Origin of the sequence: Chitinophaga sedimenti (genome assembly GCF_023156195.1) — a bacterium.
GTDB classification, from domain to species: Bacteria; Bacteroidota; Bacteroidia; order Chitinophagales; family Chitinophagaceae; genus Chitinophaga; species Chitinophaga sedimenti.
Window position 1 is genome coordinate 871,998 of the sequence record NZ_JAKUKA010000001.1, and the last position, 24,435, is coordinate 896,432.

The following is a 24,435-nucleotide window of genomic DNA, read 5'->3' on the forward strand; positions in this document are numbered from 1 at the left end:
GGTATGAAATTTTTTACAACATTATTTTTGTTGATCCTGTTGTTGATTGGCAACGCTACTATGGCCCAGAAGGAAGTAAAAAAGGCAGACCGGGAGTACGCAACCATGCGCTATCGTAACGCGATCCCGATCTACCTGAGGGCATTGAAGAAAGATGCTGCCGACGCGGCAGTGGTGATGAAACTGGCTGACTGCCTCTTTAAAATAAGGGATTATCAGAACGCCTTGCGCTGGCATGAAAAGGCTGTGCAGATGGCCCCGGCGAACAGCCGGCTGGTATTGCCTTACGCACAGTTGCTGGCTGCCAATGGACAGTACAGTAAGGCTGCTCTCTGGTACGAAAAATACCTCGACGAACATGGCGAGGATGAAATCGCCGGGAACTTCCTCGATACCTACATGCACCTGGACCGTTATCTCGATTCCAGCCGCTGGACGATCAGCTTTTTGAATATTAATACGGGGTATGATGAATTCAGTCCCTCGTGGTGGGACGGCGGCCTGGTATTCGTGAGTAATCGTCCGCGCACCATGGCGCGCCGCAGTACGTTCGAGTGGGACCGTACCGAGTTCCTGACGCTCTATTACGTGCGTGATACTGCGATCATCAAAGAGGTGGCTACGCCACCGGAGCCGGAGATTTCGATGGACAGCTACCAGGGCGTGTTCCGGCCAACGGCAAACGATACACGCCGGGTGTCTGCCCCGGCGGCGGAGGTGCGGTTGACGGTAGAGATGCCGCCGGTGCCCAAAGAGAGCGTGACCACCCTCAATAAACAACTGGAATCAAAGTTTCACGAAGGCCCCGTGACATTTAACAGTCGGGGTGATACCATTTTTATGAGCCGCAACAACATCTTCAGAGGCAAGGTGGGAAAAGATAAGAAAGGTGTGAACCGGTTGAAGATTTACTCGGCCGTTTACCGGTATGGCGACTGGAAAGATTTCACAGCGTTCAAATATAACAGTGATGAATACTCGGTAGGACATCCCATTGAACGAACGCGGAGATATGTTGTACTTTGTATCGGATATGCCGGGTGGCTTTGGCGGTATCGACATCTGGTATTGCCGGAAAACGGCAGATGGCTGGTCAGCGCCCGTAAATGCAGGGCGTCCGGTGAATACAAAAGGAAATGAAATGTTCCCCTACGTCAGCAAAGATGGAATCCTTTACTTTTCGTCGGATGGACATGGAGGATTGGGAGGGCTGGACGTGTTCTGCATCCGGCTGAAGGATGGGTTGCCGGGCGGTACGGTCGCCAACTTAGGCTATCCGGTAAATTCATCGCGGGACGACTTTGGATGGTTGCTGAATAAAGATGGTTATTCCGGCTACTTTAGCTCAAACCGCTCCGGGTCAGACGATCTGTATCATTTTAAATTTACGGGCCCGGGATACCCTTCCGGAATCATTACGCCGCCTGCACAGGCGAGCCGTTGATAGCGAAAAGAAGATGAAGGGAGTGACACAACTGGGGCTGGGTAGCGTGTTGCGGTCCGTGCCCGAAAAAAAACTAACCCATCGCAGGGCCGTCTGGTTGAATATTGGACTCGCGGCCCATTTGTGCCTTTAATGCAATGTAAATTTCCTGCGCAATAACACGACCTTCCGGCGAGGCAATAGCTGGCTCAAAAGCAATACCCGTGTCTTTTTCTATCAGCGTCAGATCGTTCGGGATGAAATCCTGAAACAATCTGGAAGAGTCGTTATATAAAATATGATAGGCTTTCCACCCATCCCGAACTTTCTCCTCCACAGTAAGCTGATACAGTTTATCGTTTATCCTCGCAGGGAACTGGTGGATTACTGCCATACTGTTTCCATTTTAATGCAATTCTAACGCAAGTTTGGGGCCAAACCGATGAGTTTACAGATGAATATATTTATTATTAATGTCTATTAATAATTGATTATTTAAACTATCTTATGAATAAATAGCTGGAATATTGTTTGTTTTTTGGGATTGGGCTTATTTTAGTTGATATTATTTTAAGATTATTTATATTCTGATAATTGTTTATTTAATCGACCCACCTGCTGACCGACACCATTTTATTAACCAAACCAACGACACATGAGCCTGGAGAATTTATTAGATGCCTACAGTTGCAGTAATGGCATTTGGGATGAGATGTGCGACGAGCGTCAGATTCGCGACCATTACAGTCATGTTTTCACATCCCTGAAAGAGCTGGATGTGGCTGCCCTCCAGCAAAAGGATCGCCTGGCCGGGGAATTGTTCATGAACCAGGGCATCACTTTTACCGTGTACAGCGATGATGCGGGCATCGAACGCATTTTTCCTTTCGACATCATCCCGCGCATCATTACGGGGAAGGAGTGGGAACATGTGGAAAAGGGGATCGCGCAACGCCTGAAGGCCCTGAACCTGTTCCTGAAAGACATTTACAATGAACAACAGATCCTGAAAGACCGTGTGGTGCCGGCTTCGCTGATCGCTTCCTGTCCGCACTACACCCGCGAAGTATTTGGCATTAAAGTGCCGCATGACATTTACGTACACATTTCCGGCATTGACCTGATCCGCGGCGAAGACGGTTCCTTTTACGTGCTGGAAGATAACCTGAGAACCCCTTCTGGCGTAAGTTACATGCTAGAAAACCGCGAGGTGACGAAACGAATTTTCCCCGACCTGTTAACATCGAATAAAGTGCGGCGCGTGAGTAATTATCCCTTGCTGCTGCACGATATCCTCAAACAGATGGCGCCCGACCAGATCGCCAATCCTACCGTGGTGCTGTTGACGCCGGGTATTTATAATGCCGCCTATTACGAACATACCTTCCTGGCCCGGCAAATGGGGATTTCGCTGGTAGAAGGCCGCGATTTGCTGGTAGATCATCACAAAGTATACATGAAAACTACAAATGGGCTGGAGCAGGTGCATGTGATTTACCGCCGCATTGACGACGAATTCTGGACCCGCTGCTGTTCCGCCCGGACAGCGCCCTCGGCGTGCCCGGCCTCATGAGCGCGTACCGGAAGGGCAACGTGGCCATTGTAAATGCGGTAGGTAATGGGGTGGCAGACGATAAAGCGGTATACGCATACGTGCCCGCCATGATCAAATACTACCTGAACGAAGAGCCTATTTTATCCAACGTGCCTACGTACCAGTTAAATAACGCCGAAGCCCGCGAATACGTGTTCGGCAATATCGGCAATATGGTGGTGAAACGCACCAACCAGAGCGGCGGTTACGGTATGGTCATGGGTAATCGCGTAACGGACGAGGAGTGGAGCAAAGCACGTGTGGAGATTGAGAAAGATGCGCGGAGTTTCATTGCCCAGCCGATCATTAAACTCTCGACCGTACCATGTTTCATCGATGGGGTGTTTCAGCCGAGGCATGTGGACCTTCGGCCATATGCGCTTTGCGGCCCGCAAGGTGTGCAGATCGTGCCGGGAGGTCTTACCCGAGTGGCTTTGCGTAAAGGCTCGCTCGTGGTAAACAGTTCGCAGGGCGGCGGTAGTAAAGACACCTGGGTAGTAGACTGATTCAAAATATTTATCTCATGCTTAGTAGAATAGCCGACTCCTTATTCTGGCTGAACCGTTATATGGAAAGGGCCGATGCCCTGCTCCGCGTTGCTTCCACGCATTACATTCTTTCGCTGGATAAAGACGTACACGGCAGCTTAACCTGGAAGCCGGTGCTGGAAATGTATACCGCCCTGGCTCCTGAAGATATTGCCAACATCGAAAATGACACGATCGCATCACTTAAAAAGTTGATGACCGATACCGAAAATGCCAACTCGCTCCGCAATCTCGTAGCCCGCGCCCGTGAAAACGCCCGCGGGGTGCAGGATCATATTACCAAGGAAGTATGGGAAGAAGTGAATGCGATGTACCACCTCATGAACCAGCAAACACTGCATAAGATGTTCCAGGGGTATCAAGTGGTGGAGGTGCTGGAACTCTTTACCAAACACTGTGTAACCTACACCGGGGTAACTGATATCACCATGTCGCGCGGCATGGGCTGGATTTTTATGAACCTCGGCAAGTATATCGAACGCGCGCTGAACAGCATTACGCTTACCGGTAAACAGTACGAGCAGATTGGTTACTGCATTGAATCGCCGCAGGATATTATGCACTGGCGCTACCTGCTGCAACCGTTGTCGGGGTACGAAACACATTTGAAGCATTACCGTACGGCCAATTACAATTATAATGTGCTGCACCAGGTATTGTTTAACGAGGAGTTTCCACACTCGATGGTGTATTCGCTGGGGAGGATCGATCGTCACCTCGACGAAGTGTTCAAGCGCCACACACGCTCTTCCGAAAACGCTGCACTGATGCGCTGTTTCGGCCGGGTAGACGCCAAGGTGCGGTACACCGACCTGGAAACGTTGAATAACCAGAACCTGCAGCCTTATTTGAACGGGTTACGCGGCGACCTGCTGTCTTTCATCGGGCAGTTCAGCCAGCATTTTTTCTCTTACGCTTAAATTGACGTTATGCCGATTTTCAGGATTCATCATGTTACGAAATACAGCTACGACAAACCGGTTAAAGAAAGCATGAACGAAGTGCGCATCTTTCCATTTCAATGCGCCGAACAGGAAGTGTTGCAACACGACCTGGTGATTACGGGGCAACCTGATATGCTCACCTTTAACGACTATTGGGGCAGTAAAACCGGCATATTCAACATACTGGAACCCCACAAGGCGCTCTCTATCGAAAGTCGCCTGCTGGTACGCACTACCGCATCTTCGCAATTAAAAATCAACTTCCATAGCGGGTTCGATGAATTGGCCGCAGAGGTAGACAATAACCTGCAACTGCTGGAGCTGGCCAGTCCCGGCCGGATCACCTCACAGGCGGAAATGAACGAGATCGTGGAGAACGTACGTTGCGCGGGGAACGAAGTGGCTGCCGTGGTGGAGCGTTGCGGCGAATACATCTTCAAAAACTTCAAGTACATCAAGGGGATTACTAATATCGAAACCACGGTGGACGAGATATTGGTACACCGGGCGGGTGTTTGCCAGGACTTTGCCCACCTGATGCTGCATGTATTGCGCAGCATCGGTATCCCGTGCCGTTATGTGAGCGGGTATGTGTGCCCGAATAAAAACGGGATGCGCGGGGAAGGGGCCACGCACGCCTGGGTGGAAGCCTTTATTCCCGGTTTCGGCTGGGCAGGCATCGATCCCACGAACAATGTTTGGGTCACTAACAAGCACGTAAAATTGTCGGTCGGACGGTACTTCCAGGATTGCAGCCCGGTGAAGGGAACATTCAAAGGCATGGCTAAACAACTCCTTTCCGTGTTTGTTTCAGTGGGTTATGAAGACGGGCACATCTTTGAAGAGCTTAATAATGTGCACCTTGCGGGCGAAAAAGAAACGGGGGAGGAAGCCTTTGAAGGAGCACTGGCCGGTCAATAGCTATTTTCGTTATCTTTACCGTATTGTGAGAATGTTCTCTAATTAATACGGATTATTTTGAATTTACAGAATTTGGTTTTGATGACAGGTTGCTGGATGGCATAGAGGCCATGCGATATGAAAAAGCAACCCCTATACAGGAGCAAGTAATACCCCCATCATAGAAGGCCGGGACATTATGGCCTGCGCGCAAACCGGCACCGGTAAAACCGCTGCGTTCCTGCTTCCCGTTATGCATAAGCTGCTGACCGAAGATCACGATCCGCATAAGATCAACTCCATGGTGATTGTGCCTACGAGGGAGCTGGCGGTGCAGATCTCGCAGACGCTGGAAGGTATTTCTTACTTCACGAATATCAGCTCTATAGCCGTTTACGGCGGCAGCAGCGGCGCCAACTTCGCGATTGAGAAGAAGGCCCTCGCTTCCGGCGTGGACATGGTAATTTGTACGCCTGGCCGTATGATCGCCCACCTGAACATGGGTTATGTGAAGGTAGACGCCCTGCGCTACCCGGTATTGGACGAGGCAGACCGCATGCTGGACATGGGATTCCACGACGATATCGTGAAAATCATTTCCTACCTGCCGAAGAAGCGCCAGAACCTGCTCTTTTCCGCTACTATGCCGGACAGGATGCGCAAACTGGCGATGTCTATTCTGCATGATCCGGTACAGGTTAACATTGCGATCAGCAAGCCGCCTGAAAAGATCCGCCAGGAAGCCTTTATCGTGTTTGAAGAACAGAAAGCCCCGCTAATCAAGGAAATCCTGCGCGAGCGCGATTTCACCAGCGTGGTGGTCTTCTGTTCGCGCAAACAGAACGTAAAGCAGCTGTGTGCTGAACTGAAACGGGCCAAACTGTCGGTAGAGCAGATTCACTCCGACCTGGAACAGGACGCACGCGAGCAGGTGCTGATGGACTTCCGCAGTAAAAAATTAAAGATCCTTGTAGCGACGGACATCCTGAGCCGCGGTATCGATATTGAAGATATTGACCTGGTCATCAACTATGATGTGCCGAACGATGGAGAGGACTATGTACACCGTATTGGTCGTACTGCCGCGCAGCGGCCGAAGGCACAGCTTATACATTTGTGAGCCCGAAGGAGCAGGGTAAGTTTCGCCGCATCGAGCAGCTGATTGGCCGCGAAGTGCCGAAGGCGCAGGTGCCGGAGAAATATGGCCCTACGCCGGAATATGGAGCGGGATCAGGCAAGCGCAGCTCTGGCCGCGGCGGCAAAGGCGGCGGCAGGCACCAGGGTGGCGGCCAGCGCCAGGGCAACAGGCCCCAGGGCCCGCGTCCGGAAGGCGGCAATGGAGAAGGCGGCCAGCGCCAGGGCAATCGCCCGCATGGGCAGCGTAACGGCAATCGCCCGCACGGTCCACGTCCGGAGGGTGCTAATGTAGAAGGTGGGCAGCGTCCACGGCCCGAAGGCGGCGAAGGCCAGCCACAGGGTGAAAACGCGAACAAGCACCGCCGCAACAACAATAACCGCCGGAGAGAAGGAGGGCCAAGGCCCGAACGTCCCGAAGGTGGACAGGAACAAAAACAACCACAGGAATAAATGATATCATGCCGGCACATCCAGTTGCCGGCATTTTCTTTTAATGCCCCGAGCTTTTACACGCTACTCCCCGGAAATATTTTCCCCGCCCTGTAAGTTTTTCCCTCCTTCCGCAACTAATAATATAACTTTTTAACCGATATGGAATTTGAACAACTGTTAGCGGAATTTCAGGGAATCATTCATAAGGTATGTCGCCTTTACCGCGACACACCTGCCGATCGCGAAGACCTTTTCCAGGAAATCGCGTACCAGCTGTGGCGTGCCTACCCGAACTACCGCCACGAAGCCGCGCCAACGACCTGGATTTACCGTATTGCGCTTAACACCGCGCTGGCAGCTTTTCGCCGGAAGCGGCCCGACCTTCGTTATCCAGGCGAGATGCCGGACAGGCCCGCCGATGTGACGAATGACGAACAGGAGCACCGCCGGGAGTTATTCTGGCGGGCGTTGCGGCAGTTGCCAGATGGAGAAAAAGCGCTCATGATGCTATACCTCGAAGACCTGAGTTACCAGGAAATCGCCGCGGTGACCGGTATTTCTGAAAATAACGTAGGCGTTAAACTGAACAGAATAAAAACAAAACTTAAAAACCTTCTCAATGGACGAATTTAAATCCGCCTGGAACGACGCGGCAAGCGGCCTGCCCAGGCAGGCTCCGGCCTTTAAACAGCAGCCCCCTGTGGCGCGGCAAATCAAAAGACAATTGCTCATAGAAGCTGTTGCCTGGGTCGTTTTTATCGCCGTATTCCGCGATGCGTTCGATGGCGATACTAAACCTTTGTACCTGAATATCCTGCTGGTAGCCGCCTTTTTGCTGATGTTGGTACATAACGTTACCGGCTACCTGGCCGCCCGCAACCTCGTTAACGGCCCCGACCTGCGGGCCTCGCTGGCGCGTTACGCGGAAAAGCTGCGCGTGTTCGGGATAATTTCAGTGGGCTGCCGGGCGCTGGCGATTGGGGTGTTGCTGTGGTTCTTTGCTTCGGCTATTACGTTTACTGCCACGAAATACTGGATGCTGGCAGGTATCGTAGCGGTGGTCTTCGTGCAACTCTTCCTGTTGGGTCGCATTTGGGCGGGGCGGGTAAAAAAGGTCAGTGTAGCGTTAAAAGAAATGTCTGTATAAAAGAAAAGGCCCTCTGTGGGTAGAGGGCCTTTTAATATCATCAGAGTTCCAGCTTCAGGTTTAACGTTTGCCAGTTACCGTGATAGTAACTTACTTTCGTTTTATCCACCTGCCATACTGGTATGAACATCAGTTTCGCATTGCCGGTAGCTGTTCTGGGCATCAGGCCCCAATGTTCGTAAGAGCCGGCATACGTACCCGTTTCCGTTATTTTCAGGTTGCGGTTATCTTTCAATTTAGCAGTAATCGTGTACTTGCCAACCGGTATATTCACCACCGAAAAAAGCGCCACACCTATCTTTTTGGAAATCGTAAAACTTTTTGTTTCGCCGAACAGTCCGGGGCCGTCGGGCGTCAGCGTAATCTCAATTTCTCCGTTATAGGGCAGGTAGTTCGGTACGGGAATTTCTCCCTCGTAGTTCAACTGGTAATCGAAGTGGATGGCGCCGCCGAAGTAGTTAGCGGAGTTGCCGGGTTGCTGGGCGACCTCATCGCGGTTGCCTATACCGTAAGAAGTCATCACAAAGTTCCTCACTTTGCCATCCGCAGAAGGAAAGGTAGCAATGCTCTCATCCGAGGGCAGAAGGGATACAGTGGCGCGTCCTGCGCCATAATCGATCGTGTAGCCGGCCGCAAAATAGTGGCAGGTGCCGGTTGGCAACTCCATTTCGTAATATCCATTATCATCTGTTTCGGCAGTAGCCCCCGAGTAACTGCCGCCTACCAGTGTGCCGCGCACACCGATATAAGCCCCTTTCAGCGGTTTGCCGCTAAGGTCGGCCACATACCCCCGGGCGTATCCTTTTTTGACGTCCAATTTGGGGAAAACGGGCATCCTGGGTTGGTCGTTCCCCATTACGTTGATGGCGAACTGGTCGCCGTTAAGGCTAAAGGTAGTATTGCCGTTTACAACGGGAAGGGGTGGTTGCTGGCCCCAGACGGCGCCGCCGCCGCCGGCAGGGTCCTTCTTGTCTTCGTTTTTGAACAGGCGGTTAACAGCAACATGGCCATCAGTAAGTGTTTGCATTTCATAGCTTGTATTTTGGAGTTGCAAGGTAATACGGCGGCTGGGCAATATTCAGGGCCGGCGACAGATGCATGGAGAGTACATGTACAAGCAGTAAAAAGGGGGACGAATGGCGTTGGTCGACAAAAGCTGTTTTAGAACCAGTCCCATCCAAAAACTTAACATTGGATGAGCCGCATTAGTGTTAATTTTATATTATCAAATTGTAAACAAGCTAAGATATGTCTGATAACAAAGAAACCCGTAAAAAGGTAGCCTCATTACTCGAAACCGCATTAACAGGATGGAAGGAAGAATTGGGAGAGAAGAAGTTCGCCAAACGCATTGAAAAAGCCGCTAAGCTGTTTACCGAAGGGATGCACGACGAAAAAGCGCAGAAAACCGAAAAGCCTAAAAAGGAAAAGGCAGCCCCGGCTGAAAAAGCGCCCAAAGCTGAAAAAGCAGTGAACGCACCCAAAGCAAAAGCTAAAGTAACTGCAAAGCCGAAAGTGGCAAAGAAAGCGGCCGCTAAAAAGAAGGCGAAGCCAGCCGCCAGATAACCACTACGATAAACGACCAACGACCTCGAACAGCTCCTCGGAAAGGGCTTTGTTCACCCTTGCCAGCTGTTCGCGGCTACAGTCGATATACCCCAACTCGAAAAAGGTCTGCCAGGTCATGTCGGCGTCTTCACCGCCAAGGGTAGTGCCATCGAGAAAATTCACCGTAATATGATCGCCCGTAGGCTCCAGCTCGAACTTACCCCTGTTGTTATACAGGTAACGCACCAGTGCGCTGTCTATTAAAAAACTAATCGCCTGACGTGGGCCCAGCCGGTACAACTTCTCAAATAACATGTAGCAGATAAACGCTTCCGGCAGTTTCATCTGTTGCGCCACGCTGCGGCACACTGCATTGAAGTCAACTCCGCCCTTTTGATCATGATGAAAAATGAAGGTATCTGTGCCTGAAGAAATTGTGGTCATAAATGGTCTGAATTGATGGCTCTCGAATGCTTAGGTAATAACCATAACAAATTAAACTATTTATTACTTCCAATGGTTAACGGTATGTTATTGTAACATATTAGTTTCACGTTGTCGCACCACATTTTTCAAAGAAGAGGCGGATCAAATTTACGGATGCATGCTGTAACGCGCTGCGTCCGCGGGTGGAGGGTTCGGTGCTGATTTGCCGGATCAGGCTGATTTCATCTTCCCCGATGACGCAGGGCCCCACTTGCAGAAATGCCCCCATGGTTTGCTGGGCCGCGTCCACTTCCGGCCTGATGCGCGGGTACGATTCGAACAATTGCTGCCATACGATAAAAGAGGGGTCGATCTGTACGAATGTATAATGCCCGGGTGATAAGGTAATCTCGTAATTGATGTTCCGCAGGTACAACAACGAGGTTTCTCCCTGCCGGAAGGTATGCGTATAGCCATGCAGTTCGAACTTCATATTATTCTCCAGCATATAGTGAAAAGAGGTGGCCGGAACATCCGGGTAAAATTCAAATTGCGTGGTCTGTTCCACGGTAAGGTCGAAATGCCAGAACATCATATTTGACAGGCTTACTCGTTGTATGAGCAGTTTTCCAAAAGGAACGGGCGGCAGAAAGGCCTGTGCATTGGGAATCAGTTTGTCGTGGAGTTGCTCCCTTAGTTGCGGGTCTCTGAGCTGATATAGGTGCTGTAGTTTATTACATTGTCGTATCCTGAAATTCATGAAACGGAGGCAGGTTAGTGTGATTGAGTGATGTCTTAAGCGCTGATCAGGGGGTATAACAGTAATGAATGGCAATCCCGCAATATTAGGCCACAGGGCTGCATTATTGCAGCATATCAGCAGTAGCGTTAATAATTCGGAAACAAATTCTTAATGTTTACTTAATGTTTTTCGTTGGGGGATAGGTCTGCAGTAGCTAATCTTGCACCTCAAACTATATTCTCCTGATATGCGCAAACTTTTACTCTTCGTGTTGATGTTCATTTGCAGCGTCAGCGCCTTTGCCCAGATTGGCCCGGTAACCGGTACGGTTACCGATAAGGGACAGCACCTGTCGCTCCCGGGCGCCACACTGAAGTTAACCCCAGGCAACCATTACACCATATCCAACCAGTTCGGTAAGTTCGAGTTCCTGAAAGTGCCTGTAGGCGACTACACGCTGACTGTTACGTACCTCGGTTATCAGACCGCGTCGCAATCAGTATCGGTAAAAGCCAATGAAGCTGCCTCCGTGAAAATCGCCCTCGAAAGCGGCGGCGTTTCCGGTAAAGAGGTAGTGGTAATGGGCGACCGTCTTCGTGGCCAGGCGAAGGCCCTGAACCAGCAAAAGAACAAACCCAATATTACCAACATCGTGTCTGCCGACCAGATCGGCCGCTTCCCGGACGCCAACATCGGCGACGCCATTAAACGTATTCCCGGTGTTACGATGCAGAACGACCAGGGTGAAGCCCGTAACATTATCATTCGCGGTCTTGCGCCGGAGCTGAATTCCGTGACGCTTAATGGCGACCGTATCCCTTCTGCCGAAGGTGATAACCGCCGTGTGCAGATGGACCTGATCCCTTCAGACATGGTACAGACCATCGAGGTAAATAAAACCCTCACACCGGATATGGACGCTGATGCGATCGGCGGTTCCGTAAACCTGGTAACGCGCGCGGCGCCGACCGGTCCGCGTGTTTCTGCAACGCTGTCCGGCGGTTACAACCCGATCCGTGAAAAAGCGTTGTACACCGGTTCCCCTGGTACTGGGCAACCGTTTCTTGAATAATAAACTGGGAGCTGTATTAAGCGCATCTTACAATAATAACGACTACGGCTCCGACGATATGGAGGCTACCTGGGCAAAAGACGATGCCGGTAATACCTGGGTGGAAGAAGCGGAAGTACGTACCTATAACGTACAACGTATTCGCCGCAGCGGCTCGCTGGCGCTGGATTACCAGTTCAACGCCCGCAACGTGATCTTCGCCAACGCTATGTATAACTGGCGTGATGACCGCGAAAACCGGTTCCGCCTGCGTTATAAGGACATTGAGCCTGCCTACGACGCGAACGGGAACATCACCGGTTATACCGGCACTGTTACCCGCGAAACCAAAGGGGGTATCGAAAATAATCGCAACAAAGGTCGCAGGCTTGAAGATCAGCGCGTACAAAACTACTCCCTGCGAGGCGAGCACCTGCTGGGCAGCAAAGTAAACATGGACTGGGCTGCAGCTTTCTCTACCGCGAAAGAAGACCGTCCGAACGAACGTTACGTAGAATATGAACTCGAAGACCAGCCCCTGACGCTGGACCTGGCTAATCCACGCTTCCCGATGGCCAGCGCGCCCGGTGCAGCCAATGCGGATTATTCCCTGAATGCTATTTCAGAGAACCACGATTTTACCCGCGAAAATGAATTGGGACTGAAACTCAACTTCCGCGTACCATTGTCAATGGTTCCCGGCCAGAAAGGCCGCCTGCGCTTCGGTGCACGCCTGCGCCTGAAAGATAAAAAACGTGAGAACAACTATTTCGAATACGAGCCGTTGAATGAACTGCCGGCCTTTGGCAGCGCAGCGACTTCTTTCGCTATCAACAGCCGCTACGAGCCGGGCGCCAAATATGACAACCGCGGTGCTTTCATCAGGAAAGAGTATCTCGGTAGCCTGAAACTTAATGATGGTACACTGTTCGAGCAAAAAGACGAACCGAAGGAATACCGGCTGTTAACTTTAAGGCAAAAGAAACCATCACCGCCGGTTACGTGCGTTTCGACCAGGACCTGACCAGCAACCTGTCTATGATCGCAGGTGTTCGTTTCGAAAACACCAGCATTGATTACACCGGGAACGTGGTAGAAAACGAAGAAGACTTCGCAGGTGAACGCACGATTACCAACAGCTACCTGAACGTGCTGCCAGGCCTGACTTTCAAGTATAATGTGAACGATGATCTTGTGCTGCGCGCCGCAGCTACTACGGCTATCGCCCGTCCTAACTACTACGACCTTGCGCCGTATGTAAGCACCGTGGCCGATGATGAGGAATTGTCTGCCGGTAACCCCAACCTGAAAGCGGCTTACGCGTGGAACTTCGACGTGATGGGCGAATACTATTTCAAATCTGTAGGTATTCTTTCCGGTGGCGTGTTCTACAAAAACGTTAAAGACTTTATCTACGTATACCGCGATCAGCAGTACACGACCGCTAAATATGCGGCCGAATACCCCGATCTGGCCAACCCGATCCCTGCGGGTGACAACTGGGTGTACAAACAATCCCGTAACGGCGATAATGTAAAAGTATATGGCTTTGAAGTAGCGCTGCAACGTCAGCTCGACTTCCTGCCAGGCGCGCTGAAAGGTTTGGGTGTGTACGCCAACTATACTTACACGAAATCTAAAGCAGACGGAGTATACAATGCAGACGGTGATAAACGTACCAACGTCACCCTGCCAGGCACTGCGCCGCATATGTTCAACGTATCCCTGTCGTTCGAGAACAAACGCTTCACCGCGCGTGTTTCCGGCAACTACGCCGCCGCTTACCTCGACGAACTGGGTGGCGATGACTTCAGCGACCGATACTACGATAAACAATTTTTTCTCGACGCAAACGCATCTTACAAAATTGCCAATCACTGGCGTATTTTCGCGGAAGCGAATAATCTGACCAATCAGGCACTGCGTTATTACCGGGGTATTTCTTCCCGCACCATGCAGGATGAGTACTATCGCCCCCGTTACAACTTCGGGGTGAAATTTGACTTATAATATCAACTGAATGTTTAGCATACAATTCAAGCACGCAGCCTGCCTCGCCACGCTGGCGCTGGCGGCCTGCGGCGAAAAGAAACTGCCGGTACATGCAGATGCAATTAAACCGGTAGTGGTCACGGCGCCTACAAAATTCGATACCGACGATCCGGCGATCTGGATCAACAGCGCGGATACCGCGCACAGCCTGGTGGTGGGCACCGATAAGAACACGAACGGCGGACTGTATACGTTTAATCTCGATGGTAAAATACAGCACAGCGTTCCCCTGAAACGTCCTAACAACGTAGATCTTACTTACGGATTTATGTTGAATGGCGTGCCGGTAGATATTGCCGTGGTAACAGAGCGCGAAGCCAATAAAATCCGCATCTTCAGCCTGCCCGACCTGAAGCCGCTCGATAATGGCGGCATCCCGGTATTCGAAGGCGAAAAAGACCGCGATCCAATGGGAATTGCTGTTTATACCCGTCCTTCCGACTCGGCCATGTTTGCGATCGTTGGCCGCAAATCCGGTCCTGCACAGGGTTATCTGTGGCAGTATCGGTTGGAAGACGCTGGCAATGGTACGATCAGGGCAAACCTGGTACGCAAATTCGGCGCCTACAGCGGCAAAAAGGAGATTGAGGCTATTGCTGTAGACAATGAACTCGGCTTCGTATACTACTCCGACGAAACCCAGGGTGTACGTAAGTATTACGCCAATCCCGGTAACGACCGGGAGCTGGGTATGTTCGCAAAAGAGGGATTCGCTTCCGACCACGAAGGGATTTCTATTTACAAAACGAGCGACAGCACCGGTTATATCCTCGTATCGAATCAGCAGAACAATACGTTCGAAGTGTTTACGCGCGAAGGCAAAAACGTGAAAGTGGCTACCATCCCGGTTGCTACCGACGAAAGCGATGGTTCCGACGTAACGTCGCTGCCGCTCGGTCCCAGATTTCCGAAAGGAATGTTTGTGGCGATGAGCAACGGCAAAGTGTTTCATTACTACGACTGGCGCGACATCCAACAGCGAATCGACGCGCAGAAAAATAACGGGAAGGCAGAAGCACACAGCTTCTGCCTTTTGTTTTTAAAGGGATTTGAGTAAATTAACAACACATCAACCAAATATCTCAATGGCGGAAACTCAGATCGGCCTAAAGAAAGCCATACGTCCTATGCATTTGTGGGCCATTGCCGTTGGCCTTGTCATATCCGGCGAATACTTTGGCTGGAACTATGGCTGGGGAGTCGCCGGCACCGTGGGGTTCCTTATCGCCACGCTCATCATCACCCTGCTGTACGTCACTTTCATCTTTAGTTTTACAGAATTAACAACCGCGGTGCCACATGCCGGTGGTCCGTTCGCTTATTCCTATAAAGCGCTTGGTCCTTTGGGCGGAGCAATTGCAGGATACGCCACCCTGGTCGAATTTGTGCTGGCAACACCCGCTATTGCACTGGCGTTGGGTAATTACATGCATTTCCTGTATCCGGCGTTGCCGGTGATGTGGACAGGTATTGGGTTTTACGTGGCGTTGACCCTGTTGAACCTCGCCGGCATTAAGGAATCGGCCACCTTCGCATTGGTGATCACGTTGCTGGCAGTAGCGGAATTGCTGATTTATATGGGTATCGTGGCGCCGTCTTTCAAGATGGGTAATTTCCTTCAACATCCAATGCCATTTGGCTGGAAAGGTGTTTTCGCTGCGTTGCCATTTGCCATGTGGCTGTACGTTTGTATCGAGGGAGTAGCCATGGTGGCCGAGGAAGTAAAGGATCCGGCGCGCAATATTCCCAGGGGTATATTTCGGGCATTCTCACCCTGATGCTGCTGGCGATCGGGGTGATGGTATTAACGGGCGGTATTACGGACTGGCGGTTGCTGGCGAATATCGATTATCCGTTACCCGAATCGGTGGGGTTGGTGTTGGGTAAGGACAGCGGGGCGACGAAATTCTTTGCGGGGATTGGGTTATTCGGACTTATCGCATCGCTGAACGGCATTATATTAGGATATTCAAGGCAGCTGTACGCCCTTGCCCGCGCGGATTATTTGCCTAAAGGACTCGCCAGCGTAAGCCGTAAACGCCAAACACCGGCGCCTGCATTGTTGTTAGGTGCTGTGGTGGGTATCGTCGCGTTATTTTTCGGCCGCACCGACCAGCTGGTGATACTTTCTGTACTGGGTGCTGTGGTGATGTACATCCTTAGTATGATCAGCCTGTTCGTACTGCGAAAACGGGAGCCAGGATTGCTGCGGCCATATAAAGTGCCATGGTATCCATGGTTTCCGGGCATTGCTTTAGTACTGTCTATAGTCGCCTTGTTTGCGATCGTATTTTATAATCCCTGGCTGGGCCTCATATTTATCGGCGGATTAGTGGTCGTATTGATTGTTTTTCTGCTTTCCCGCAAGCATCTTCGCGAAAGCGCAGACCAGGTGTTAGATATAAACAGGGCTTAGCTTTTGATTTTCTTCCCAGCCGCAGTGGTGTCACTCACTTCAACGGCAACACGCTAATGAATATGGCTTATCAAACTACCATACGACAACACCGCTACCAGTTCGGCGATCTCAAAACGCTGCTCGCCAAAGCCTCGCCGCACCGCTCCGGCGATGTGTTGTCCGGCCTGGCCGCCGCGTCCGCAGAAGAAAGGGTAGCTGCGCAAATAGTCCTCGCGGATGTGCCACTCCGCCACTTCCTGCAACAAACGATCATCCCGTACGAAACGGATGAAGTTACCCGCCTCATAATTGATACGCACGATGCCGCTGCCTTCGCGCCTATCGCACACTTCACTGTCGGAGAGCTGCGCGACTGGCTGCTGGGCAACGATGCGGACACACTTACCCTGCAAAAACTCGCACCTGGCTTCACCCCGGAAATGATCGCGGCAGTGTCCAAATTAATGCGTAACCAGGATCTCATCGCCGTTGCTAAAAAATGTGAAGTAGTAACCCGCTTTCGCAATACGCTCGGGCTGAAAGGCCGCCTGGCGGTTCGCTTGCAACCCAACCACGCCACCGATGATCCGCGGGGCATTGCGGCGAGCATCATCGATGGGTTATTATATGGTGCCGGCGATGCGGTCATCGGCATCAATCCGGCAACTGATAGCCCTGCTGCCACCATCACTTTGCTGAACATGCTCGCGGAACTGATAGAACGTTTTGATATTCCTACGCAATCCTGCGTACTCTGTCATGTCACCACCGCCATGCAGGTGATGCGGCAGGCCCCGGTAGACCTGGTTTTCCAGTCGATTGGCGGCACTGAAAAAACGAACAGCAGCTTCGGTGTTAACCTGGCTGTGTTGCAGGAGGCACATGAGGCGGCGTTGTCGCTCAGGCGCGGACAAAATGTAATGTACTTTGAAACCGGCCAGGGAAGCGCACTCTCAGCCAACGCGAACGAAGGCGTGGATCAGCAAACCTGTGAAACCCGCGCATACGCGGTCGCCCGTAAGTTCAATCCATTACTGGTGAATACCGTTGTAGGCTTCATTGGCCCCGAGTACCTGTTCGATGGCCGGCAGATCATCCGCGCCGCCCTCGAAGATCATTGCTGCGGAAAGCTGCTGGGCTTACCGATGGGGTAGACGTTTGTTACACTAACCACGCCGAAGCCGACCAGGATGATATGGACAACCTGCTTACTCTACTGGGCGTGGCAGGTTGCAATTACATTATGGGCGTGCCCGGGGCAGATGATATTATGCTGAACTACCAGTCTACTTCCTTTCACGACGCGCTGTACCTCCGGAACGTACTGGGATTGCGGCCTGCACCCGAGTTTGAGATATGGTTGCAGCAACAGGGTGTCATCAATGACCAGGGAGAATTGCTGCCGGTGCAACAGGAACACAAACTTCTACAACCGTGGACATGAATGAGCTATCTAAATACCACTCGCCCGTACAGGCAGATCCCTGGGAAGCGCTGAAAGCCTTTACCAGTGCCAGGATTGCGCTGGGGCGAACAGGTCACGCCGTACCCCTGAAGGAAGTACTGAACTTCCGCCTGGCCCATGCCAACGCCCGCGATGCCGTTTACTCCGGCATGGATGTCGATTTGCTGACGAATACGTTGCGACGTTTCGGGCGGGTGAACCTGTTACACAGCCAGGCCCGCGACCGTTTTGAATACCTGCAACGCCCGGACAAAGGCCGGCGGCTCGATAAACATGCGCTCGAAGCCCTGTCGGGCGGCAGCTTAGATAAGGATGTGTGCTTTGTGATTACCGATGGATTGTCGGCCACGGCGGTGAATGATCAGGCCATTCCCATGATGACGTATTTGATCCCGCTGCTGGTCGCTGCGGGCTTTTCTATAGGCGATATCAACCTGGTACAGCAGGGCAGGGTCGCGGTGGGCGACGAAGTGGGGGCATTGCAACGGGCAAAAGCGGTAGTGGTGTTGGTTGGCGAGCGGCCCGGGTTGAGTTCGGCGGATAGTATGGGAATGTATCTTACGTTTGGCCCAACACCGGGGCTTACAGATGATAGCCGCAATTGTATATCCAATATCCGTCCCGGCGGGCTTGTACCGGAAAAGGCAGCGCAGAAAACGGTTTATCTGCTGAAAGAGGCCTTCCGTCTGCAATTATCGGGCGTGCAATTAAAAGACGATCACGACTCACTGATGCTTTCCTAACAGCACAAAAAACAGGTAGTCTGTCATCGGCGCATCATGCAACCCCACCTGGTGCCCCATCGACGTAAGCTGTCCGCGATGATACATACTATGAAGCAACGTGTGCAGCAACAACTGGGCTCTTGGCCGCGCCGGCGTCATACCATATGATTCTGAAATATGGCAATGCGCTGCCAGCGTATCATCATCGACCGACTGCACATATTCGTTCAATACCTCGGCCTGCTCTAATACCCCGTCATATAGTTCTTCCAACGAACCGTCAAATGTTTGCTGGATATTCACACATTCCCGCCCCGCTACCATCCACGAAAACCAGTGTGCCTCCGTAGCCCAGATGTGGAGCAGCGTATTGCGGAGGCTGTAGAAGCTGGAATTGACGTGCGCCTCCACGATAGAGGCCGGTTTGCCTTTTAACCAAACGATCAGGCGTTTCGTAGCCCATTCATTAAAAGCGGCATAGTCGCGCAACATAGCGCCCATGCTCGTTTCGGGGAGGATTTGTAACGTTTGCAGCATAATATATGATTTATACGACAAAGAAAAATGTAGCAGGTGACAGCAGTATGTTAGGAGAAAAATTTTAGCAAAAGGAATTGTTTTGCTAAAAAAATTAGTAATTTAGTAGTATGTCGGATGCAATTAGTGAGAAACTGAAAATACTTGCCGACGCCGCCAAATACGATGTGTCGTGTTCGTCCAGCGGCAGCAAGCGCAAGAATGACAATAAGGGTTTGGGAGATGCTTATGGCAGTGGCATTTGCCATACGTACACAGAAGACGGTCGCTGTGTATCCCTGTTGAAGATCCTGTTAACCAATTTCTGTATTTATGATTGTGCCTATTGTGTAACCCGCAGGAGCAACGATATTAAACGTGTGGCGTTCACCGTGCAGGAGGTGGTAGACCTGACCATCAACTTCTACCGCCGCAATTATATTGAAGGGTTGTTCCTCAGCTCTGGAATTTTCAAGAATGCGGATTATACAATGGAGCGACTGGTGCGTGTTGCAAAAAAGCTGCGCACAGAGCACAAGTTTAATGGTTACATCCATCTAAAGTCAATTCCCGGCGCCAGCGACGAGTTAATGCAGGAAGCGGGACTATATGCAGACAGGCTGAGCGTAAATATTGAAATTCCTACTGAGCAGGGCTTGAAATTATTGGCGCCGGAGAAAGACCGCAAGGATATGATCGGCCCGATGAATTACCTCAAAGGCGCGATCGTAAAAGCAGAGGACGAACGTAAAACTTTGCGGCATGCGCCATTGTTTGCCCCGGCGGGACAAAGCACCCAGATGATCATCGGGGCTACGGGGAATCGGACAAAGACATTATGTACACCGCGCATCAGTTCTATAAGGGTTTTAGCCTGAAGCGCGTGTATTACTCGGGGTACGTACCGGTGAGTGCGGACAGTCGCCTGCCCGATATGCAAAGCCGGGTGCCGCTGGTGCGGGAGAACCGGTTGTACCAGGCGGACTGGCTCATGCGGTTTTACGGTTTCGATGTGCGGGAGTTATTGAACGACGAGCATCCGCAATTGGAAACCGAAATTGATCCCAAGCTTAGCTGGGCGTTGCGAAATTTGCAGGTGTTTCCGATAGATATCAATAAAGACGATCTGCAGTTAATCTTACGCGTGCCGGGGATTGGGGTGCAATCGGCCCAAAAGATTGTGAAGGCGCGGGGCTTTGGTCGGCTGGGATGGGAGCAGTTGAAGAAGATCGGTGTCGCTGTGAACAGGGCGCGTTACTTCATTTCCTGTGCGGGCGAGCAGCATCACCGCGACAGACCGCAGGAGCAGATCCGGCAATTTATATTGAATGAATCCAAAAGCAAGTACCAGCGTGGGGCGGTGCAACAGGGGAGTTTATTTTGATGGAAATAGTGATGGTATACGATGGCAGCTGGCCAGGACTGCTGACCGTTGTGTTCGAAGTATATGAACGACGTGCGCAGGTGGCGGGCATCCGTGCGCAGGATCATGCCGCTCAACGCGATGCATTTGCCAGTGAGGTAGATGTTCCGACGGACGCCGCTAAAGCGGCCCGTGTATGGAAAGGGTTGCAGGGGAAAGTGCCGGCTGATGCATGCCGGCAATTATACTGCTGTTATTTATCAGGGACGCCCGGTATCGAAATGGTGATCCTGGCATGTGTACGATTCTATTTCTCCGGGGTAAAAGATCCGCACCGGGCTTACGGACAGGCCGAAGTGCTGCGCGTAACGCAGGTGGCAAAGTCGGTAGACCGGGAACGGCATCGGATGAAGGCGTTTGTGCGGTTTCAACGAACAGGAGATGAGTTGTATTACGCCATGGTGGAGCCGGATTTCAACGTGCTGCCATTGATTGCTGACCATTTTCAACATCGCTATGCCGACCAGCGGTGGCTGATTTACGATATGAAGCGCGGGTACGGTATTTACTATGACCTGGAAACGGTGACGGAAGTAACGATAGACTTGCAGGAGTCGTCGGATACGGGTGGTATCTTTCACGAAGGCGAACAGTTATACCGGGACTTGTGGAAGGAATACTTCAAACATGTGAATATCGGCGCAAGAAAGAATATGAAGTTACATCTGCGGCATGTGCCGAAGCGTTACTGGCGCAGGCTGACGGAGAAGTGGCTGTAGATTATTTTTGTGGCATGATGCACAAAATGGGAATAGCTGTATAACAATGAACGGCATGGCCACCCTGTTTGGCAGGAATCCATAGTGGCATTTTCGCTATCATTTGCAGCAGGGCTTTGTCCATGGCGTTCGATGTATCTGGCGTCCGTCCATCAATAGTGATAGATTGCCTGCGAATGTTACCATCGCTCTGGACAATAAATTTAAGCCGCGCGGAGTAGCGGGTGTCCATATCCGGAAGAAGCAGGTTTTTCCAGATGAACTTGTTTAACGCTTCTTCTCCGCCGGGGAAAGAGGGCATCCTCTCCGTGAATGTGAATGTTAACGTGGTGTCCTTGTTTGATGTCTTTGGCTTCCTCTCCTTGGAAGTGGTATCTTTCTTTGAAGCCTTGGGATTTTGGCTGTAGGCAGATAAGGCGGTAAAGAAAAAGGAAGTAGCAGCAGATATCGGGTCAGGCGCATGTTTTTTATTATTACAGCTAAGATATTATAGCTGCAATTTTCCATAAAATCGGCGCTATTTCAAAAACTTGCTCTAAATTTCGCAGGATTATAGGTGGGCGGTCTGTCTGCTGCACCTTTGGCGATGTAAAAAAGGAGAGGAATTATGACCAAACAAATACCCGCGCTCCGCAGCGTAAACGTTGTGCGTTATGTAACGCCGCTGCGCGAAGGAGGATCGCTTCCTGCCATCGTGGAAGCAGACGACGGTTTCTTATATGTATTGAAGTTCAGTGGGGCAGGACAGGGGGTTAAAGCGCTTATTGCAGATTTAATCGGTGGGGAGCTGGCCCGCGCATTGGGCTTTAAAGTGCCCGAAATTGTGTTCGCGCACCTGGATAGTTCTTTTGGCCGCACCGAACCGGATGAAGAGATTCAAGACCTCCTGCGTGCCAGCGAAGGTCTGAACCTGGCATTGCACTACCTGTCTGGCGCAATCACCTTCGATCCTGCGGTAACAAAGCTGGACGAACGCCTGTCGTCGCAGATCGTGTGGCTCGATTGCCTGCTCACCAATGTAGACAGGACCCCGCGCAACACCAATATGCTAAGCTGGAACCGGGAATTGTGGCTGATCGATCATGGCGCCTCGCTATACTTTCATCACTCCTGGGACAATTGGGAGGAACAGGCGCGTAGACCGTTCGTGCAGGTAAAAGACCATGTGCTGTTTGCCCGGGCATCGCAGCTGCCACAGGTAGATGCGGAGTTCAAAGCGATCCTTACACCGGAACTGGTGCGGCAGGTGGTGGCGCTCGTGCCGGAGGAATGGCTGACCGGCAATGGCATCGAAGCCTCTCCGGAGGAAAGGCGCGAAGTATACACGCAGTTCCTGCTCACCCGAATCAATTCTTCCGAAATATTTCTAAACGAAGCACAAAATGCAAGAAAAACACTTATTTGAGTACGCCGTTCTTCGCGTTGTACCAAGAGTGGAACGTGAAGAATTTATCAATGTCGGGATTATCCTTTACTGCAAGAAACAGAAATACCTGAAGGCGAAGTTCTTCCTGAACGATGCAAAACTGAAAGCGTTTTGCCCTGACACAGATTGCATAGAGCTCAAAGAATACCTGTCCGTCATAGAAAACATTTGCCTCGGAGATCCTGCCGGCGGCCCCATCGCCCGCCTTGATATGCCTACCCGCTTCCGCTGGCTGACAGCGACGCGGAGTACTGTGGTGCAATCGTCTAAAGTGCATCCGGGATTAACGGATGACCTCGACGGGACGTTGGAGCGGCTGCACGCGCAATTGGTACTATAAAAACAATGCCTCAGGTCTGGTAACGACCTGAGGCATCTATGTGACCTCGCAGGGACTCGAACCCTGGGCCCGCTGATTAAGAGTCAGCTGCTCTACCAACTGAGCTACGAAGTCTTAAGTAATATTTAAAATAGTGCAATTTCTGCTGAATTCCAAAAATGGAGTGGTGGTTACTCACACGCCACTATGTTAAATTATCCTGCCCCGTTCCCTCTTTTCTCTCAATAATCGTATTTTCGGTGAATACACTACTTAAACACCCGGTCATGCGAAAAGAGAAAAATTTTAAATTGAAAGCGGAGGAGATCGTTGACCTGATCCCCCAATGGGCGGCTGTATCGCAACCGACAAGGTTACAGTAGAAGGGGAGCCCGTCGTGGTCATGTACCGGGGCGAACCAATCAACGATATCGATAGCGGCTGGCAATTCTACTCCGGCACAGAAACCCAGGAGTACCTCGATGACGCCGCTAATTCTTCTATATACGATGTAAATACGATTGCCAATTACGATCCGGCCATTATTCCTTATCTCAAATTCCCGGTAGGGACTGAGTTGGAACGCGTTCCGGGGACCGATAAATTCGACATTGTCAGCGGCTGATGGCTAAGAAATCGAACATTCCGGTCCATTCCATCCGCGATACTACCGCACATGGCCTTGCCATCGAGAACAGCGCCGATTTCGGGGAAACCAACGCCTACAATCCGCACCGCGATGAGCATTATATCTTCGGTCTGCAGTTAAAAGGGTATTCGCGTTTCATGGTCGACTTTGAAACCGTGGAAGTGCGGGGTGCCAGCATTATTTGTGTATTGCCCGGACAGGTGCACCGCCTGCTAAGTTCGCGCCGTGCGCAGGGATGGGTGATTGCCGCGGATATGTCATGGGTGAGCGAAAATTGCCGTAATATTTTAGAGTCGCAGTCGCTGCCACCGCTAGCCCTCGATGCTACTACGGCCCGGTTGCTGGCTGAATCTATCCGCCTCTTTGCGGAGTTCTTTCAACGCGAAGGTGATTCGCCTGTTACACGCAGTTTTGCGGATGTTTGTACCGGTCAGTTCGCCGCTGCTTACCTCGCGCAGGATCAAAATGAACAAAGCGCGCCCTCGAGGCTCCGCAGCATTACCCGCCAGTTCCGGAAAATGCTGGCCCGCGATTATAAAACACTGAAAAGCCCGGCCGCTTACGCCGCCGCTTTTAATATCTCCCCGGCTTACCTGAATGAAGCCGTTAAAGCAGAAACAGGCTTTCCCGTCAGCTATTGGATCCACCGCGAAGTAGTGCTCGAAGCCAGCCGCATGCTGTATTACACCAATAACAGCGTGAAGGAAATCGCCTACGCCCTGGGTTACGATGATCCTGCGTATTTTACCCGCCTCTTCTCCAAAACCGCCGGCCTGTCGCCGCAGCAATTCAGACAACAACACCGCGATTAGTCCAAGACTCACAGCCTTTTGTTCATTGCCCGGAGCACA

Annotated in this window: 27 protein-coding genes, 1 tRNA gene and 3 pseudogenes; 24 read left to right on the top strand and 7 right to left on the bottom strand. The window is 51.5% G+C overall.

Annotated elements, in window-relative coordinates; all coding sequences use genetic code 11:
• The first annotated feature begins 3 nt into the window (after positions 1-3).
• Both MKQ70_RS05050 and MKQ70_RS05055 read left to right on the top strand, forming a co-directional pair.
• The gene (locus MKQ70_RS05050; RefSeq protein ID WP_248068790.1) at positions 4-1,140 is read left to right on the top strand and encodes a tetratricopeptide repeat protein; all 1,137 of its coding nucleotides are present in this window, start codon (positions 4-6) and stop codon (positions 1,138-1,140) included.
• Positions 1,121-1,444, top strand: coding sequence for a hypothetical protein (locus MKQ70_RS05055; protein WP_248068792.1), 324 nt, complete (start codon positions 1,121-1,123; stop codon positions 1,442-1,444). The genes MKQ70_RS05050 and MKQ70_RS05055 overlap by 20 nt, the downstream gene beginning before the upstream one ends.
• A 73-nt stretch (positions 1,445-1,517) precedes the next feature.
• On the opposite strand, the gene MKQ70_RS05060 is transcribed toward MKQ70_RS05055, so the two are convergent.
• The gene (locus tag MKQ70_RS05060; protein ID WP_248068795.1) at positions 1,518-1,817 is read right to left on the bottom strand and encodes a hypothetical protein; all 300 of its coding nucleotides are present in this window, start codon (positions 1,815-1,817) and stop codon (positions 1,518-1,520) included.
• 429 nt (positions 1,818-2,246) lie between these two features.
• On the opposite strand from MKQ70_RS05060, the pseudogene MKQ70_RS05065 reads away from it, so the two are divergent.
• The 7 genes and pseudogenes from MKQ70_RS05065 to MKQ70_RS05095 all read left to right on the top strand — a co-directional run bounded on the left by MKQ70_RS05065 (position 2,247) and on the right by MKQ70_RS05095 (position 8,125).
• Positions 2,247-3,523: pseudogene (locus MKQ70_RS05065) on the top strand (circularly permuted type 2 ATP-grasp protein).
• A 17-nt stretch (positions 3,524-3,540) separates the two neighbouring features.
• Positions 3,541-4,485 carry an alpha-E domain-containing protein gene (locus MKQ70_RS05070; RefSeq protein WP_248068798.1) on the top strand — a complete coding sequence of 315 codons (945 nt, stop codon included), beginning with the start codon at positions 3,541-3,543 and terminating at the stop codon, positions 4,483-4,485.
• Positions 4,486-4,494: 9 nt separating this feature from the next.
• Complete coding sequence (locus MKQ70_RS05075; RefSeq protein WP_248068801.1) at positions 4,495-5,430, top strand: transglutaminase family protein; 936 nt, start codon at positions 4,495-4,497, stop codon at positions 5,428-5,430.
• A 178-nt stretch (positions 5,431-5,608) separates the two neighbouring features.
• Complete coding sequence (locus MKQ70_RS05080; protein ID WP_248068804.1) at positions 5,609-6,529, top strand: DEAD/DEAH box helicase; 921 nt, start codon at positions 5,609-5,611, stop codon at positions 6,527-6,529.
• Positions 6,526-6,996 carry a hypothetical protein gene (locus MKQ70_RS05085; RefSeq protein WP_248068807.1) on the top strand — a complete coding sequence of 157 codons (471 nt, stop codon included), beginning with the start codon at positions 6,526-6,528 and terminating at the stop codon, positions 6,994-6,996. The genes MKQ70_RS05080 and MKQ70_RS05085 overlap by 4 nt, the downstream gene beginning before the upstream one ends.
• Positions 6,997-7,137: 141 nt before the next feature.
• Positions 7,138-7,611 (top strand): RNA polymerase sigma factor, encoded by a 474-nt coding sequence (locus tag MKQ70_RS05090; RefSeq protein WP_248068810.1) that lies wholly within the window; start codon positions 7,138-7,140, stop codon positions 7,609-7,611.
• Positions 7,598-8,125 (top strand): hypothetical protein, encoded by a 528-nt coding sequence (locus MKQ70_RS05095; RefSeq protein ID WP_248068812.1) that lies wholly within the window; start codon positions 7,598-7,600, stop codon positions 8,123-8,125. Before MKQ70_RS05090 ends, MKQ70_RS05095 begins: the two co-directional genes overlap by 14 nt.
• Before the next feature lie 40 nt (positions 8,126-8,165).
• Here the strand turns inward: MKQ70_RS05095 and MKQ70_RS05100 are convergent, their stop codons facing one another.
• A complete protein-coding gene (locus MKQ70_RS05100) occupies positions 8,166-9,152 on the bottom strand; it encodes a carboxypeptidase-like regulatory domain-containing protein (protein ID WP_248068815.1) in 987 nt (328 codons plus the stop codon).
• Positions 9,153-9,373: 221 nt separating this feature from the next.
• On the opposite strand from MKQ70_RS05100, the gene MKQ70_RS05105 reads away from it, so the two are divergent.
• Positions 9,374-9,691, top strand: a complete 318-nt coding sequence (locus MKQ70_RS05105; protein WP_248068818.1) for a hypothetical protein — start codon at positions 9,374-9,376, stop codon at positions 9,689-9,691.
• Between the two features lie 3 nt (positions 9,692-9,694).
• Here MKQ70_RS05105 and MKQ70_RS05110 read toward each other — a convergent pair whose 3' ends face one another.
• Positions 9,695-10,117, bottom strand: a complete 423-nt coding sequence (locus MKQ70_RS05110) for a hypothetical protein (RefSeq protein WP_248068821.1) — start codon at positions 10,115-10,117, stop codon at positions 9,695-9,697.
• A gap of 106 nt (positions 10,118-10,223) precedes the next feature.
• Positions 10,224-10,694 (bottom strand): hypothetical protein, encoded by a 471-nt coding sequence (locus MKQ70_RS05115; RefSeq protein ID WP_248068824.1) that lies wholly within the window; start codon positions 10,692-10,694, stop codon positions 10,224-10,226.
• A gap of 394 nt (positions 10,695-11,088) precedes the next feature.
• On the opposite strand from MKQ70_RS05115, the gene MKQ70_RS05120 reads away from it, so the two are divergent.
• From MKQ70_RS05120 to eutC, 7 genes and pseudogenes are all read left to right on the top strand, one after another.
• Entirely contained in the window at positions 11,089-11,913 is an 825-nt protein-coding gene (locus MKQ70_RS05120) for a carboxypeptidase-like regulatory domain-containing protein (RefSeq protein WP_248068827.1), read from the top strand.
• Complete coding sequence (locus MKQ70_RS05125) at positions 11,858-12,916, top strand: hypothetical protein (protein ID WP_248068829.1); 1,059 nt, start codon at positions 11,858-11,860, stop codon at positions 12,914-12,916. The genes MKQ70_RS05120 and MKQ70_RS05125 overlap by 56 nt, the downstream gene beginning before the upstream one ends.
• Positions 12,895-13,902 carry a TonB-dependent receptor domain-containing protein gene (locus MKQ70_RS05130; RefSeq protein WP_248068832.1) on the top strand — a complete coding sequence of 336 codons (1,008 nt, stop codon included), beginning with the start codon at positions 12,895-12,897 and terminating at the stop codon, positions 13,900-13,902. The genes MKQ70_RS05125 and MKQ70_RS05130 overlap by 22 nt, the downstream gene beginning before the upstream one ends.
• Before the next feature lie 10 nt (positions 13,903-13,912).
• Positions 13,913-15,001 (top strand): phytase, encoded by a 1,089-nt coding sequence (locus MKQ70_RS05135; protein WP_248068834.1) that lies wholly within the window; start codon positions 13,913-13,915, stop codon positions 14,999-15,001.
• 70 nt (positions 15,002-15,071) lie between these two features.
• A pseudogene (gene eat / locus MKQ70_RS05140) lies at positions 15,072-16,360 on the top strand (ethanolamine permease).
• A gap of 62 nt (positions 16,361-16,422) precedes the next feature.
• Positions 16,423-17,786: pseudogene (locus tag MKQ70_RS05145) on the top strand (ethanolamine ammonia-lyase subunit EutB).
• On the top strand, positions 17,783-18,550 hold the full coding sequence (eutC, locus tag MKQ70_RS05155; protein ID WP_248068839.1) for an ethanolamine ammonia-lyase subunit EutC: 768 nt from the start codon (positions 17,783-17,785) through the stop codon (positions 18,548-18,550). The pseudogene MKQ70_RS05145 and the gene eutC overlap by 4 nt, the downstream one beginning before the upstream one ends.
• Here eutC and MKQ70_RS05160 read toward each other — a convergent pair.
• Positions 18,533-19,069: a DinB family protein gene (locus MKQ70_RS05160; RefSeq protein WP_248068841.1), complete on the bottom strand. Its 537-nt coding sequence runs from the start codon at positions 19,067-19,069 to the stop codon at positions 18,533-18,535. The genes eutC and MKQ70_RS05160 overlap by 18 nt on opposite strands.
• A gap of 110 nt (positions 19,070-19,179) precedes the next feature.
• Here MKQ70_RS05160 and MKQ70_RS05165 point away from each other — a divergent pair, with 110 nt between their 5' ends.
• The 3 genes from MKQ70_RS05165 to MKQ70_RS05175 are packed head-to-tail and all read left to right on the top strand — an operon-like array spanning position 19,180 to position 21,190.
• Positions 19,180-19,926 carry a putative DNA modification/repair radical SAM protein gene (locus MKQ70_RS05165; protein ID WP_248068843.1) on the top strand — a complete coding sequence of 249 codons (747 nt, stop codon included), beginning with the start codon at positions 19,180-19,182 and terminating at the stop codon, positions 19,924-19,926.
• The gene (locus MKQ70_RS05170; protein WP_248068846.1) at positions 19,887-20,432 is read left to right on the top strand and encodes a radical SAM protein; all 546 of its coding nucleotides are present in this window, start codon (positions 19,887-19,889) and stop codon (positions 20,430-20,432) included. Before MKQ70_RS05165 ends, MKQ70_RS05170 begins: the two co-directional genes overlap by 40 nt.
• Positions 20,432-21,190, top strand: coding sequence for a TIGR03915 family putative DNA repair protein (locus MKQ70_RS05175; protein ID WP_248068847.1), 759 nt, complete (start codon positions 20,432-20,434; stop codon positions 21,188-21,190). Before MKQ70_RS05170 ends, MKQ70_RS05175 begins: the two co-directional genes overlap by 1 nt.
• Position 21,191: 1 nt before the next feature.
• Here MKQ70_RS05175 and MKQ70_RS05180 read toward each other — a convergent pair whose 3' ends face one another.
• Positions 21,192-21,491, bottom strand: a complete 300-nt coding sequence (locus tag MKQ70_RS05180; protein ID WP_248068848.1) for an energy transducer TonB — start codon at positions 21,489-21,491, stop codon at positions 21,192-21,194.
• 306 nt (positions 21,492-21,797) lie between these two features.
• On the opposite strand from MKQ70_RS05180, the gene MKQ70_RS05185 reads away from it, so the two are divergent.
• Positions 21,798-22,595, top strand: a complete 798-nt coding sequence (locus MKQ70_RS05185; protein WP_248068850.1) for a HipA family kinase — start codon at positions 21,798-21,800, stop codon at positions 22,593-22,595.
• Complete coding sequence (locus tag MKQ70_RS05190) at positions 22,573-22,956, top strand: DUF3037 domain-containing protein (protein ID WP_248068852.1); 384 nt, start codon at positions 22,573-22,575, stop codon at positions 22,954-22,956. The genes MKQ70_RS05185 and MKQ70_RS05190 overlap by 23 nt, the downstream gene beginning before the upstream one ends.
• Positions 22,957-22,997: 41 nt before the next feature.
• Here the strand turns inward: MKQ70_RS05190 and MKQ70_RS05195 are convergent.
• Positions 22,998-23,070: transfer RNA gene (locus MKQ70_RS05195), tRNA-Lys, on the bottom strand.
• 211 nt (positions 23,071-23,281) lie between these two features.
• On the opposite strand from MKQ70_RS05195, the gene MKQ70_RS05200 reads away from it, so the two are divergent.
• Both MKQ70_RS05200 and MKQ70_RS05205 read left to right on the top strand, forming a co-directional pair.
• Positions 23,282-23,560, top strand: a complete 279-nt coding sequence (locus MKQ70_RS05200) for a DUF2185 domain-containing protein (RefSeq protein WP_248068854.1) — start codon at positions 23,282-23,284, stop codon at positions 23,558-23,560.
• Positions 23,560-24,396, top strand: coding sequence for a helix-turn-helix domain-containing protein (locus tag MKQ70_RS05205; RefSeq protein WP_248068857.1), 837 nt, complete (start codon positions 23,560-23,562; stop codon positions 24,394-24,396). The genes MKQ70_RS05200 and MKQ70_RS05205 overlap by 1 nt, the downstream gene beginning before the upstream one ends.
• The last annotated feature ends 39 nt before the right edge of the window (positions 24,397-24,435 follow it).

Coding starts and splice junctions, on each gene's coding strand:
- MKQ70_RS05090 (WP_248068810.1), top strand. CDS start 7,138: ATGGAATTTGAACAACTGTTAGCGGAATTTCAGGGAATCATTCATAAG.
- MKQ70_RS05170 (WP_248068846.1), top strand. CDS start 19,887: ATGTACACCGCGCATCAGTTCTATAAGGGTTTTAGCCTGAAGCGCGTG.
- MKQ70_RS05075 (WP_248068801.1), top strand. CDS start 4,495: ATGCCGATTTTCAGGATTCATCATGTTACGAAATACAGCTACGACAAA.
- MKQ70_RS05120 (WP_248068827.1), top strand. CDS start 11,089: ATGCGCAAACTTTTACTCTTCGTGTTGATGTTCATTTGCAGCGTCAGC.
- MKQ70_RS05070 (WP_248068798.1), top strand. CDS start 3,541: ATGCTTAGTAGAATAGCCGACTCCTTATTCTGGCTGAACCGTTATATG.
- MKQ70_RS05200 (WP_248068854.1), top strand. CDS start 23,282: ATGGGCGGCTGTATCGCAACCGACAAGGTTACAGTAGAAGGGGAGCCC.
- MKQ70_RS05105 (WP_248068818.1), top strand. CDS start 9,374: ATGTCTGATAACAAAGAAACCCGTAAAAAGGTAGCCTCATTACTCGAA.
- eutC (WP_248068839.1), top strand. CDS start 17,783: ATGAATGAGCTATCTAAATACCACTCGCCCGTACAGGCAGATCCCTGG.
- MKQ70_RS05060 (WP_248068795.1), bottom strand. CDS start 1,817: ATGGCAGTAATCCACCAGTTCCCTGCGAGGATAAACGATAAACTGTAT.
- MKQ70_RS05185 (WP_248068850.1), top strand. CDS start 21,798: ATGACCAAACAAATACCCGCGCTCCGCAGCGTAAACGTTGTGCGTTAT.
- MKQ70_RS05135 (WP_248068834.1), top strand. CDS start 13,913: ATGTTTAGCATACAATTCAAGCACGCAGCCTGCCTCGCCACGCTGGCG.
- MKQ70_RS05180 (WP_248068848.1), bottom strand. CDS start 21,491: ATGCCCTCTTTCCCCGGCGGAGAAGAAGCGTTAAACAAGTTCATCTGG.
- MKQ70_RS05205 (WP_248068857.1), top strand. CDS start 23,560: ATGGCTAAGAAATCGAACATTCCGGTCCATTCCATCCGCGATACTACC.
- MKQ70_RS05110 (WP_248068821.1), bottom strand. CDS start 10,117: ATGACCACAATTTCTTCAGGCACAGATACCTTCATTTTTCATCATGAT.
- MKQ70_RS05080 (WP_248068804.1), top strand. CDS start 5,609: ATGGCCTGCGCGCAAACCGGCACCGGTAAAACCGCTGCGTTCCTGCTT.
- MKQ70_RS05100 (WP_248068815.1), bottom strand. CDS start 9,152: ATGCAAACACTTACTGATGGCCATGTTGCTGTTAACCGCCTGTTCAAA.
- MKQ70_RS05160 (WP_248068841.1), bottom strand. CDS start 19,069: ATGCTGCAAACGTTACAAATCCTCCCCGAAACGAGCATGGGCGCTATG.
- MKQ70_RS05165 (WP_248068843.1), top strand. CDS start 19,180: ATGTCGGATGCAATTAGTGAGAAACTGAAAATACTTGCCGACGCCGCC.
- MKQ70_RS05095 (WP_248068812.1), top strand. CDS start 7,598: ATGGACGAATTTAAATCCGCCTGGAACGACGCGGCAAGCGGCCTGCCC.
- MKQ70_RS05175 (WP_248068847.1), top strand. CDS start 20,432: ATGGAAATAGTGATGGTATACGATGGCAGCTGGCCAGGACTGCTGACC.
- MKQ70_RS05190 (WP_248068852.1), top strand. CDS start 22,573: ATGCAAGAAAAACACTTATTTGAGTACGCCGTTCTTCGCGTTGTACCA.
- MKQ70_RS05050 (WP_248068790.1), top strand. CDS start 4: ATGAAATTTTTTACAACATTATTTTTGTTGATCCTGTTGTTGATTGGC.
- MKQ70_RS05115 (WP_248068824.1), bottom strand. CDS start 10,694: ATGATGTTCTGGCATTTCGACCTTACCGTGGAACAGACCACGCAATTT.